At 48.5% G+C, this 12,939-nt stretch carries 10 protein-coding genes; 4 read left to right on the top strand and 6 right to left on the bottom strand.

Annotated features, from left to right (window positions below; genetic code table 11):
* Nucleotides 1–116: 116 nt before the first annotated feature.
* The 6 genes from B5F77_RS02635 to ilvD form a co-directional block, all read right to left on the bottom strand.
* Nucleotides 117–1,457, bottom strand: a complete 1,341-nt coding sequence (locus tag B5F77_RS02635) for an MATE family efflux transporter (protein WP_087327226.1) — start codon at nucleotides 1,455–1,457, stop codon at nucleotides 117–119.
* Between the two features lie 148 nt (nucleotides 1,458–1,605).
* Complete coding sequence (ilvC, locus tag B5F77_RS02630) at nucleotides 1,606–2,649, bottom strand: ketol-acid reductoisomerase (protein ID WP_087327225.1); 1,044 nt, start codon at nucleotides 2,647–2,649, stop codon at nucleotides 1,606–1,608.
* Between the two features lie 39 nt (nucleotides 2,650–2,688).
* Nucleotides 2,689–3,441, bottom strand: a complete 753-nt coding sequence (locus tag B5F77_RS02625; protein WP_087327224.1) for an acyl-ACP thioesterase domain-containing protein — start codon at nucleotides 3,439–3,441, stop codon at nucleotides 2,689–2,691.
* A gap of 73 nt (nucleotides 3,442–3,514) precedes the next feature.
* A complete protein-coding gene (gene ilvN, locus B5F77_RS02620) occupies nucleotides 3,515–4,075 on the bottom strand; it encodes an acetolactate synthase small subunit (RefSeq protein ID WP_087327223.1) in 561 nt (186 codons plus the stop codon).
* 10 nt (nucleotides 4,076–4,085) lie between these two features.
* Complete coding sequence (gene ilvB, locus B5F77_RS02615; RefSeq protein WP_087327220.1) at nucleotides 4,086–5,783, bottom strand: biosynthetic-type acetolactate synthase large subunit; 1,698 nt, start codon at nucleotides 5,781–5,783, stop codon at nucleotides 4,086–4,088.
* Nucleotides 5,784–5,793: 10 nt separating this feature from the next.
* Nucleotides 5,794–7,626 carry a dihydroxy-acid dehydratase gene (ilvD, locus tag B5F77_RS02610; protein ID WP_087327217.1) on the bottom strand — a complete coding sequence of 611 codons (1,833 nt, stop codon included), beginning with the start codon at nucleotides 7,624–7,626 and terminating at the stop codon, nucleotides 5,794–5,796.
* 76 nt (nucleotides 7,627–7,702) lie between these two features.
* Here ilvD and B5F77_RS02605 point away from each other — a divergent pair, with 76 nt between their 5' ends.
* The 4 genes from B5F77_RS02605 (at nucleotide 7,703) to B5F77_RS02590 (ending at nucleotide 12,934) form a co-directional block, all read left to right on the top strand.
* The gene (locus tag B5F77_RS02605) at nucleotides 7,703–7,975 is read left to right on the top strand and encodes a hypothetical protein (protein ID WP_087327214.1); all 273 of its coding nucleotides are present in this window, start codon (nucleotides 7,703–7,705) and stop codon (nucleotides 7,973–7,975) included.
* 6 nt (nucleotides 7,976–7,981) lie between these two features.
* Nucleotides 7,982–8,383, top strand: coding sequence for a hypothetical protein (locus B5F77_RS02600; RefSeq protein WP_140392797.1), 402 nt, complete (start codon nucleotides 7,982–7,984; stop codon nucleotides 8,381–8,383).
* Nucleotides 8,383–9,510, top strand: coding sequence for a DUF6261 family protein (locus B5F77_RS02595; RefSeq protein ID WP_087327207.1), 1,128 nt, complete (start codon nucleotides 8,383–8,385; stop codon nucleotides 9,508–9,510). Before B5F77_RS02600 ends, B5F77_RS02595 begins: the two co-directional genes overlap by 1 nt.
* A 211-nt stretch (nucleotides 9,511–9,721) precedes the next feature.
* The gene (locus tag B5F77_RS02590) at nucleotides 9,722–12,934 is read left to right on the top strand and encodes a TonB-dependent receptor (protein ID WP_239445712.1); all 3,213 of its coding nucleotides are present in this window, start codon (nucleotides 9,722–9,724) and stop codon (nucleotides 12,932–12,934) included.
* The last annotated feature ends 5 nt before the right edge of the window (nucleotides 12,935–12,939 follow it).

Below are 12,939 nucleotides of genomic sequence, written 5' to 3'. Positions count from 1 at the left end.
GGTTTCGGGGGTGTCCCGAAAGTCCGCCGCAGGTTGCGTGAAGGTTTCGGGGGTGTCCCGAAAGTCCGCCGCAGGTTGCGGGAAGATTTCGGGAGTGTCCCGAAAGTCTCCGCATCCTAAATTTTAGGTTCTATTCTGGCTTGTCTATGCATATACCAGAAGCAGATGAGGAGCGATACCATCGTGGAGAGTGGCGGCGCAAAGCCCATCCATAGCAACGAAGTAGAGTCGATATGACTGAAAGCCCACGAGAGGGGTATGCGGAAAAGGAAGGTGGCAATGAGACTGTGTATCATCGGAAACCAAGAATTGCCTTGCCCGCTGAAATAGGAATTGATACAGAATACAAAGCTGACAATGACGCAATCGAGGCTGTAGCCATGTAGATAGGTCGCACCCATGGCAATAACATCCGCGTCGCGCGTGAAAATACCCGTTAAAGTCTCCGGCCAGAATTGGGAATAGAGACAAACTGAAACACCAAACACCAGCGCCATGCCTATCCCCGACCAGAGGCAACGCCGCATCCGCTCGGTCAGTCCCGCCCCGTAGTTTTGGGCCGTCATGGCTGCCACGGCCGACGAGATAGCCATCGGAGGCAACATCGCAAAGACAATGATTTTTTCGACTACGCCCAGTGCCGCCGACGCAATCACGCCCATCTGGTTGACAATGACTGTAATGATAAGAAACGATACGTTGACAAGCGCATCCTGGAGAGCAATCGGCGCACCCAGCAGCAAGATGCGTTTGGCATGTTGAGGATTCAAGCGGATATCGCGCCGCGAGAAGGGGAAATGAAATCCGCGCCGATAGAGAAAGCCCAAAGCCGTAGCAAAGCTAATCCCCTGCGAAGCGACCGTCGCGATAGCGGCACCCATAGCCCGCAAGTGGAATCCCCCCACCAATAGAAAATCGAGCAGGACATTTATCGCACAAGCCAACGCCACGAAGTAGAGCGGCGTCCGCGAATCCCCCAAACCGCGCAGAATACCGCACACCACATTATAGCCAATAATGAAAGGGATACCCAGCGCGCAAATGAGGAGATAATGTTGCGTATCGCGCATCGCCTCGACGGGCGTATGCATCAAGAGGGCAATGGCATTGTGAAACACCGTCATGCAGACCGTCAATAACAATCCCAACCCTGCGAAAAGCCAGATAGAGGAGCCCATGATAGACGCTAAATCCCGCTCGTTGCGCGCGCCTGTCGCAATACCAATAAGCACCGTCACGCCTGTAGTGAGCCCCAAGATAATGCCCGTGACGGTCTGCATCACCTGACTTCCAATCGCCACGCCCGCCACACTGGCTGCATCATCATACATGCCCACGACAAACAAATCCGCCCCTCCATACAACGCCTGCAGGAGATTCGCCAACAAATAAGGCACCGCAAACTGAAGCAGCACCTTCGGGACCTTGCCCGTTGTCAAATCCAATTCTTTCTTCATAAAACATTCCTTTGGTAATAAACATAACAATGCCGGACAAGCTGAATGGTTTTACCCAGTCATCTTATCCGGCACCTGTTGCCCTCCGATGAGGATTACAAAACACTATCTTGCCCCAAGCGGGGCAAAGGTAGGGAAAAAAATTGGATTAGTTATTCTCCGGACGCAGTTTGCGCACTACCGCTCCGGCTTGCCACATCTCGCTGTCGTGTAAAGCCTTCAGCTCGGCGTTCAGTTTCTCGCGATAGTCTGGCTGCGAATTGGAGTCAATCGAACGTTGCGCTTCGTTTCCGCAAGCTACTTCGTTGTAAAGCTTCTCAAAGACCGGCTTGACGGCATCGTGGAACGGGCCCATCCAATCCAACGCGCCGCGCTGAGCGGTGGTAGAACAGTTGGCATACATCCAATCCATACCGTTTTCCCCGAAGAGGGGCATCAGCGACTGTGTCAGCTCTTCCACGGTCTCGTTGAAAGCTTCCGACGGCTCGTGGCCATGTTCGCGAAGCGTTTCATACTGCGCCAACAGCAAGCCCTGGATAGCGCCCATCAAGGTACCCCGCTCGCCTGTCAAGTCGGAGTAAACCTCTTTCTTGAAAGTCGTCTCGAACAGGTAGCCGGAGCCCACGCCGATACCGAGCGCAATGACACGCTCCCACGCGCGGCCTGTCGCATCCTGGTAGATAGCATAGCTGGAGTTCAACCCGCGTCCCTGAAGGAACATACGACGGAGCGAAGTCCCCGAACCCTTCGGCGCAATCATAATCACATCCACATCTGCGGGCGGTACGATGTGCGTACGGTCGCTATACGTGATGGCGAAACCGTGCGAGAAGTAGAGAGCTTTCCCGGCCGTCAGGTGTTTCTTAATCGTCGGCCAGCACTGGATTTGTGCCGCATCCGAGAGCAATACCTGGATGATGGTAGCGCGTTCGCACGCCTCTTCGATGCCGAAGAGCGTCTCGCCCGGAACCCAACCATCCGCCACGGCCTTGTCATAAGTCTTGCCCGGACGTTGTCCGACAATCACGTTGAAACCGTTATCGCGGAGGTTTAAACTCTGCCCGGGTCCCTGGACGCCATATCCGAGGACCGCGATTACTTCATCTTTCAACACTTCTCTTGCTTTTTCCAAAGGAAATTCTTCGCGGGTCACTACGTTTTCATTGACCCCGCCAAAATTCATAATTGCCATTTTCTTCTTATTTTAAAAATAAACATGTTTCTTCTTATTTCACGCAAAAATTATTTTGCTTCGGACTACCACGTCCGCGTGGTTCTTACGAACCTCTATGTCCTGCTCAAGTTCCCCTTTCTGCTCCGGATAAAAACAGAGCGTATCGCCGTAATAACTTTCCGCCACATACGCCATCTCAAAACGACGGACGAATTGATGGCGGAAACGTTCAAGCGGGAATAAATCGAGGATGTGCTCGATGTATTTAATGCTATTCACGTGTCCGTTCACATCAATGTCGCTATACCTTGCTTGATGCAGGGCGGCGGGTTCTTGAACGGAAATTTTGATGCGCCCGGGCTTGTCGATGGGACAAGGCTTATCGCAGATATAATCTGTAATACTCCCGCCGTGCAAGCTCAACAGGTCGATGGGCTTCCTATCTTCCATGCTAATCATCGCCCATACCGAACGGGCATATCCTATCGCCTTTCCTTCCTTATTCAAGATCGCGAAATTACGGTCGGTGAAGAGGCGATACACGTTCTCTACCCATGTTTGAATCGTAAACGGTTCATATTGATAGGGCATCTCTTCCATTTCTATCGCCAAACGGGAAAGGACCCATGTATAATGTTGCTCGTTTAAGGTAGCCATGCCGAAACCTCGTTCCTCTGCATGAAACCCTGCGCAATTCAACAAGTGGTTACCCAGCACGCCGAGCGTTAACTTTCCCGTAAAATCCACGTGGAAAGGTTCCGCGACAAATGAATAAGAACCTATTTTATTTAGCGTTGTAGTTGTTTCCATTCTTGCTTGTCATTCCTTGCGATGTAAACTATAATCGTTTTTGATTCTAACGATAAACGATTTTGATTCTAACTTATTTCGTTTGCCTCTCCTTTTGGTATCGTTCGAGACGATGCGCTAAGTATTCATTGACCCGCTCAAAGCAACTGGTCGATACGGCAATCCTTCCAGAGCGGACGAACTGAAGGACACAGTTGACCGATTGCAATTCTTGGTAGAGCGACGTGATGGCATCGCTTAATCCCGCCATGACCACAATCGAGAAAATCGGGTTCACCTCGACAATGTGCGCGTTATAGCGGCGAATGATGTGAGAAGCCATCGGGTTGTTTTGAAACTCTGGCGTCGATACTTTATATAAAGCCACTTCATGTTGGAAAATCTCCGAATCAGTGAAGTAATGAGCCTGGATGACATCCATCTTTTTCTCGATTTGCTTCACTACCTTTTCGATGATATCGGGCGTAGTCCAGCAGGTAATCGTATATTTATGTACGCCTTGGATAGACGAAGCCGATACGTTCAGGCTTTCAATGTTGATTTGCCGACGGGTAAATACAGCCGTGATTTGGTTTAAGATACCGGCAATATTCTCCGAATGGACGATGATGGTATATAATGTCTTATTTTCCATACGCTTTACATTAACATTCTAATAACATTTGATTGACAGAATTACCCGGCAAAGTCATGGGCAGCACATTGCCTTCTTCTATTACGCACGCTTCGAGGAAGAAGGGACCGTCGGTCGTGAGCATTTCCTGGATAGCCTCTTCCAATTCCTCTCGCTTCATGACGCGTCGCGAAGGGATACCGTACGCTGCTGCAATTTGCTGATAATCCGGATTCATCATGGGCGTGAAAGAATAACGATGCGCATAGAACAGCGCTTGCCACTGACGTACGTTCCCCAAATAATTATTGTTTAAGAGAATGATTTTAACCGGGGCTCGTTGCTCCATAATGGTACCGAATTCCTGAAGAGTCATTTGAAGTCCGCCGTCGCCTAAGAATAAACATACTGTACGGTCGGGACGTCCGAAGGTAGCCCCAATAGCTGCCGGGAGTCCGAATCCCATCGTTCCCATACCTCCCGAAGTGATAATGCTCCGCTGGCGTGAGAACTTGAAATAGCGACACGCCATCATTTGGTTCTGTCCCACATCCGTTACCAGGAGCGCATCATGGCGGGTTGCCTCGCTTACGGCATGAACAACTTCGCCCATATTGAGCGGTCCTTCCGTCGGATATACTTCCCGCTTAATGACTTGGTTGAACTCGGTTTCTTCGTAGGAGTGGAAACTTTCAATCCAGTCGGTATGTTTATGGGCTTGGACAAGCTCGGTCAAAAGCGCTAATGTCTTCTTACAATCTCCTAAGAGAGGAACTGTAACCGGCACGTTTTTTCCAATTTCCGAAGGGTCTATATCCAAATGTATGATTTTAGCTTGCTTGGCATAGGTCTCTAATTTACCTGTAACACGGTCGTCGAAACGCATGCCGATAGCAATAAGTACATCGCATTCGTTGGTCTTGATGTTCGGGCCTAAATTTCCATGCATTCCGAGCATGCCTTTGTTCAACCGATGGTTGGAAGGCAAGGCAGAAAGCCCCAACATAGTGCATCCGCATGGAATATCTGTTTTCTCGATGAATTGTTGCAATTCTGATTGGGCGTTTCCCAATTCTACGCCTTGTCCTACCAAGGCAAAAGGTTTCTTCGCTTCGTTGATGAGTGCCACGGCCTCTGCGATTTGTTTGTAATCTATCTCAGGGTCGGGGTCGTAACTACGAATGAAATCGACGGTCACCGGTTCATATTCCGCTTGTTCGGTTTGCGCATTTTTACTAAAATCCAATACCACAGGACCCGGCCGTCCGCTCCGTGCAATATAAAAAGCGCGTGAGACAGCCCATGCGATGTCTTCTGCCCGGCGGATTTGGTAACTCCATTTCGAGATAGGTTGCGTAATGCCTACCAAATCGACCTCTTGGAATGCGTCTGTTCCTAAAAATCCGGTGGCTACTTGTCCGGCAATGACGACAATCGGCGTGCTATCTATCATGGCGTCGGCAATACCGGTGATAGTATTGGTCGCACCTGGTCCGCTGGTGACCAAGCAAACGCCTGTCTTGCCCGACGAGCGCGCATATCCTTGTGCGGCATGGGCAGCCGCTTGTTCGTGGCGTACTAATATGTGGTGGAGTTTTTCGCGATGGTCATACAAGGCATCGAACACGGGGATAATAGCTCCGCCCGGATACCCAAAGAGTGTTTGTACCCCTTCACGCTCCAACGAGCGCATCAATATTTCCGCTCCTGTTAACATTTCTTTTTCCATAACTTTTTCTTTAATCGATTATTCTAACACCGCCTTTGTCGGCCGACGAAACCATTTTTGCGTAGGCTTTTAATGCCTTGGATACTTCCCGTTGGCGAACAGGAGGCGTGAAGGCTTTCGGGCCGCGTGCCTCTTCCGCCTGACGTCGTTTGGCCAGCTCTTCGTCGGAGAGCTGGACCCGGATGCTTCTTTCCGGAATGTTTATCTCGATGAGGTCGCCCTCTTTCACCAGGCCGATGTTTCCACCCGCGGCCGCTTCGGGAGAGATATGTCCGATGGAGAGGCCTGATGTCCCTCCACTGAAACGTCCGTCCGTAATCAGCGCGCAGGCTTTTCCTAAATGACGGCTCTTGATATAGGAGGTAGGGTAGAGCATCTCTTGCATGCCAGGTCCTCCTTTCGGTCCTTCGTAGAGGATGACTACCACATCGCCCGCCTGGACTTTCCCGCCCAAGATGCCTTCGCAGGCTGCTTCTTGCGAATCGAACACCTTTGCCGGTCCTGTAAATTTCCAGATACTTTCATCTACGCCTGCCGTCTTGACTACGCATCCGTCCTCAGCGATGTTTCCTTTCAATACGGCCAATCCGCCATCTTTCGAATAGGCGTGGGCAATGTCGCGGATGCAACCGGCTGTCCGGTCGGTGTCTAATTCTTGATAGTAATTTTCTTGTGCGCCCATTTGGATGCAGAATTGATGGCCGGGCGCGCTTTTGTATTTCTGCAAGGCTGCTGCGGTGACGTGCGGCGACGTGATGGCATATTCATCGATGGCCTCGGCCAAGGTTTTCCCGTCTACCCGTTTCGTCTTGCCGTCTACCAAGCCCGCCTTCAGGAGTTCGTGCATGATGGAAAGGATGCCCCCTGCGCGGTTCACGTCTTGCACATGGTAGACAGGGGTATTGGGGGCTACTTTGCAGAGGCAAGGAATCCGGCGCGAGAGCTGGTCGATATCGTCCATCGTGAAGTCCGCTTCCGCTTCGTGCGCCACGGCTAAAAGATGGAGCACCGTGTTCGTCGAGCCGCCCATGGCAATGTCCAGCGACATCGCGTTCAGGAAGGCTTGCCGTGTGGCGATGCTGCGCGGCAGGACGGAGGCGTCTCCCTCTTCATAATATTTATACGCATTTTCGACGATGAGTTTCGCGGCATCTTTAAACAGTTGGACGCGGTTCTTGTGCGTCGCTACAATCGTCCCGTTTCCCGGAAGGGCCAGCCCGATGGCTTCGTTCAGGCAATTCATCGAGTTCGCGGTGAACATGCCCGAACAGCATCCGCAGCCCGGACAGGCGTGGCGCTCTACTTCGGCAATCTGCTCGTCGCTGACGGACGTATCGGCGGCTTCAATCATGGCGTCAATCAAATCCAGGTGCCGCCCGTTCCATTCGCCCGCCTCCATGGGGCCGCCCGAGACGAACACCGTCGGGATATTGAGCCGCATGGCTGCCATGAGCATGCCCGGCGTGATTTTGTCGCAATTGCTGATACACACCATCGCGTCTGCCTTGTGGGCGTTTACCATATATTCTACGCTATCCGCGATGATGTCGCGCGAGGGAAGCGAATAAAGCATGCCGTCGTGCCCCATCGCGATGCCGTCGTCGATGGCAATGGTGTTAAATTCAGCGGCAAAGCATCCCAGTTTTTCGATTTCCGCCTTCACCAGCTGTCCGGCTTCATGCAAATGGACATGCCCCGGCACAAACTGGGTAAACGAATTGACAATGGCAATAATCGGCTTGCCGAACTGTTCTTTTTTCATCCCATTGGCACACCAGAGGGCGCGTGCCCCGGCCATGCGTCGGCCTTCGGTGCTGTATGCGCTTCTTAACGGATTCTTCATCTTTATCTTCCTTTCAGTTACCATATTCTATTAATAAAAAAACCTTTCTCTTCTTGTGGGGAGAAAGGCTGTTTGCATGATTGGCGGCACGTCTCAACGTCTTGCATACCTTTCTCCTGCTTGGCTCACGACAGACAAGTTCACGACAAGAATCATATGCAACCATTCGTTCAACATGCTTTTTGTTTTTATTTCGGTTGCAAATGTAAGGCAATATTTCCAATTTGCAAAGAATTTAAAAGGAAATTCTGCATTTTTCTTTCAAATAATAATTCAAATCGGGGGTGTGGATGATAATTTTGCAGCGCGTTTGTCTGAATCCGGCGCGTTCATCGGACAGGAAAAATAGAAAAACATGTTGAACAACACAAATAAAAGTCTTGACTTTTATCTTTTACTCCTTTATCTTTGCCCACGAATGCAATCGTATAAGGAGGTAAAAAAACGTGGTCGCGAAGGATTCCAGCGTGCTGGAAAGCGTGCCGACCACGTCGCGAAAGATTCCAGCATGCTGGAAAGCGTGCCGGCCACGTCGCGAAGGATTCCAGCATGCTGGAAAGCGTGCCGGCCACGTCGCGAAAGATTCCAGCGTGCTGGAAAGCGTGCCGACCACGTCGCGAAAGATTCCAGCATGCTGGAAAGCGTGCCGGCTACGTCGCGAAAGATTCCAGCATGCTGGAAAGCATGCCGACCACGTCGCGAAGGATTCCAGCATGCTGGAAAGTATTTTGAATACAAATTTAAATTATACATATAATGAAAAAGATAAAAGGAATAACCCGGAAATTAAGAAGTAACGCTCGCAATGGCGAACATGTGGATTACCATACGAACGTGACCGAGGCCATCACGCCGGAATTTGCGGAGAAATATAAAATTTCGAAGCAATATTCTACGTATACGGGATGGTTTGGGCAGGAAAAACTCATTTACAAACCGAATACGGGATTCGAACAGACGGAAGATATCGAAGCGAAAGACCGTATTCGTGATGAGATTGCCCTCTACTTGAAGGGACAGATAGAGAGTAATTTATATTGTCCTATCGAGGCGAAGAAGGCGGCTGCTAAGCTGCTGGAACATGCCATGAGACCTTATGCCGATGCCCACAACAAGTCGTATGCGGAAAATACGGCGGAAATCAACGCGTGGGTGGCTGTTTTGAAGTCGGACACTTACGCACTGGCTGTGACGGAGCTGGCTTTGGACGAGGCTGTGGCGAAGTTGGACGAGGCGAACCAGGATTTCAAGGAGACTCTGAATGCGCGTTCGCGCGAGAAACGCAAGCGCGACGAACAAGAGACGATGAAGACCATCCGCCCGAAGGTGGACGACGCGTATGTGTCTTTGGTAAACGCCATTAATGCGCTTTATCTGGCCAACGAAATCGCGACGCAAGACGAAGAAACGCGTACGGAACTGGGTGCCGTCATCGATGAAATCAATTCACTGATTGCCCAACTGGAAGACGTCTTGGAGCGTCGCGGCGTGAAGCCCGGCACGGACGACGAAGAAGAGGAGGAGCCGGAATCCGAACCCGAACCTACTCCCGTCACTCCGGAAATCACCGCCGTTTACCAAAAAGAGGGGGGCGACCCGGAGAATCCGCATCGCATTGAGCGAGGCAAGCAAACCGGCGTGGAATATCAAGGCTTCACATTGAAAGGACAGGATGGTACGTTGGAGCACGTCATCGGGCTTGTCAATGATCAGGATTACATCGAATGGATTAACCCGGAGACCATCACCAACGTCACAGAGACCGGTTGCGAATTTACCATGGTGCCAGACTTGACAGAAGGACAATATAAAGTCCGTATCGAGACCTACGACGGCGGCAGTCCGCTGGTGGTGGAATATCCGGAGCCCATCACGCTGTGGTAATGAATAATTAACAATGAATAATTAACAGGGGCGGACACGCGTGTCCGCCCTTTTTGTGTTCGATTGTTTTTCCATCAATCTGCGTTTAACTGAAAGAGCCGAGGAGTGCTGTAATTATTATGTAACCATAATGTAGCGTTTATGAATATTTATGAAACGTTCTTGTAAAGAAAAGCGGATACCTTTGCGCCGAATTTTTAAAATAGCATAAATGGACAAAAGAAACACATTGACAATTTCAGTAGGACGCTTGTTGGTGGGAGGTATGTTGTTCTCTGCAAGCGTGGCTCAAGCCGCTTCCGGAAGCGGCGCATCCACGTCTGTCGACGCGGATGCCAATGCCCTTACCATTCTTCAGCAAGAGGGAAGGAGTATAACGGGTACCGTGACAGACCAGTATGGACCCGTGACAGGCGCGAATGTCGTCATCAAAGGCACGACGACGGGTACGATAACCGACTTGGATGGAAACTTTACCTTAGAAAATGTGCCGGCAGGAACTATCTTGCAAATTTCGTACATTGGATATACGACGCAGGAAGTCAAGGTAGGAAATCAAACACACCTTGATATATCGTTGCAGGAAGATTCGCAGTCGCTGGACGAACTGGTGGTGGTAGGTTACGGTGTACAGAAGAAAGTGGACCTATCGGGTGCGGTAGCTACAGTACCTACCGAAGTTTTGGCCGACCGTCCTGTGTTGAACGTCGGCCAGGCGTTGCAAGGTTCGGTAGCCAATATGAATGTGACGATAGGAAGTGGTCAAGCAACGGATTCCCCTACGTTTAACATACGTGGTACGACCTCTTTGAATGGAGGCGATCCATTGGTTGTAATAGACGGTGTCGTTTCGACAGCAGAAGAGTTGAACCGAATGAACCCGACCGATATAGGAAGCATTTCCGTTTTGAAAGATGCGGCATCTTCAGCTATTTATGGTTCTCGTGCTGCCTTCGGTGTCATTTTGGTCACGACCAAGACGGCCGGGCAAGAGAAATTGACGATTAATTACAATAATAACTTTGCCATGCGCAAGTTGAGTAGCATGGCAGATGTGATAACAGATCCCTATTTGGTGGCTTCGACGCGCAATACCATGTCTTATCCTTGGTATAACCTTTATAATGCCGATCAATTGGCTTATGCGCAAAGACGTTCGGAAGACCCCTCGTTGTCTCCTTACTATTTGAATCCAGACGGAACATATTCCTATTTCGGAAGTACAGATTGGTTCAAAGAAGCCTATAAGAACTTAGCCTTTTCAACGAACCATACAATTGATATTTCGGGAAAGACGGATCGATTGAATTATTATTTTTCTGCCAATTATAATTTCCAAGATGGTATGGTCAAGTATGGGACAGATAAATACAACCGTTATAATCTACGTTCCAAATTAGACTTTAAATTGGCGGATTGGTGGCATGTGGCCAACAATACAAGCTATGTAACTTCGGATTATGATTCGCCCAATTATTTAGGAGATTCCTATTATTGGGAAGTAAACCGAATTAACCCGTTGGATGTTATTTACAATCCGGATGGGACGTGGACAGAAAGCGGCGCGTCTGTGTTTGGCCGAATGGCAGAAGGCGGGCGCTGGAACCAGCAAAAGACCACGTTTACGACTCAGTTTACGACCAAAATCGACATTTTGAAAGATGTATTATGGGTAAATGGTTCATTTAATTATTCGACACAAAAGAATGCAGAAGAGGGCTACTCGCTCCCCATAGAATATTATGATGGACCGGAAAGACAAGCATTTGTATTAGACGAAATCAGCCAAGCTTATTTTAATAACACAAATGCCCGGACCTTGACATTTGATGCGTATGCAACTTTCCATAAAGTATTTAACGATAAGCATGATTTTACCGCGATGGTCGGTTACAATCAAGAAAATTGGCGGGAGAATTATACATCTGCAAGTCGTAAAGAATTAATTACTTCCTCTTTGCCATCTGTGGATTTGGCAACAGGAGATATGAGCGTCGGGCAAAACATTTATACGATAGCTTTACGAAGCGGATTTGGACGTTTGAATTATACGTATGATAATAGGTATATCGTTGCGTTTAATGGGCGTTACGACGGAACATCCCGTTTCCCGCATGATTCTCGATATGTATTCAATCCATCCGGTTCTATTGCTTGGGTCGTGTCGGAGGAAGATTTCTTTGAACCCGTTCATGATGTAATCGATTTTTTAAAGTTCCGCTTTTCTTACGGTAGCTTAGGAAACCAAGATTTGAGGGAAAATTATTATGCGTATTTAGCAACCATGGGTTCAGGCAAGATTTCTCAAATAATAAATGGGGAACAACCTGTTTATGTGGGTGCTCCAGGACTTGTTTCTTCGGATTTAACTTGGGAAACGGTTACGACAGCCGACTGGGGTATGGATATCAATTTGTTTAATAATCGTTTAACGGCGACTGTTGATGGATATATCCGTCGTACACAAGATATGTTGACAGCTGGAGCTAGTTTGCCTAACGTATTAGGAACGAGCGTTCCTTTGGCTAATGCAGCCGACTTAAAAACAACTGGCTGGGATTTAACCGTAACATGGCGCGATCAGTTTAAACTGGCAGGCAAAGACTTGAATTATGGTTTAAGCTTTAATATAGGTGATAGCCGCTCATGGATTACTAAATTTGCGAATGAAACAGGAACGTTGGATGATTATTATGTAGGTTGGGAAATTGGTGACATTTGGGGATTAGTTACAGAAGGTTTCTTTACTTCACAAGAGGATATAGATAATCATGCAGACCAAACGGAAGTCACTTCTTACGTTGGAACCAGACCGATAGAACCTGGCGATTTGAAGTTTAAGGATTTGAACGGTGATGGCAAAATTAATAAAGGAGCTTGGACGCGTGAAGACCATGGAGATTATACCATCATAGGAAATAACCGTGCACGTTATGCTTTTGGTTTTAATCTCAATGCTGAATGGAATGGGTTTGACTTTAATATGTTTATACAAGGTGTATTGAAAAAGAATTATAATCCAAGCGGAGACTTGTATTTTTGGGGTATTTATGCACAACCTTGGACGAATATAACGGAAGGAAATTATTATGACCGTTGGACCGAAGAAAATCCGAATGGTTATTTCCCTCGTTTCAAAGCTTATGTAGCAGAACAAAGCGGTTATGAGGCAGGAATTGCCCAGACTCGTTATTTACAGAATGCCACTTATGCGCGTTTGAAAAATTTGTCGGTAGGTTATACATTACCTAAAGCTTGGACTGATAAGATGAACATCGATCGTTTACGCATATTCTTCTCAGGAGATAATCTTTGTGAAATAACGGGTTTGTACAAGTATTATAAGATAGACCCGGAATGTTTGGGTGGGCAAATGTATCCATTGCAACGTTCTTATTCATTTGGTTTAAATGTAACGTTCTAAAATAG

The organism is Parabacteroides sp. An277, from assembly GCF_002159645.1.
In the GTDB taxonomy this organism is placed as follows: domain Bacteria; phylum Bacteroidota; class Bacteroidia; order Bacteroidales; family Tannerellaceae; genus Parabacteroides.
Note: the sequence above shows the minus strand (reverse complement) of the source record. Positions and strands in the feature narration are given on the sequence as shown.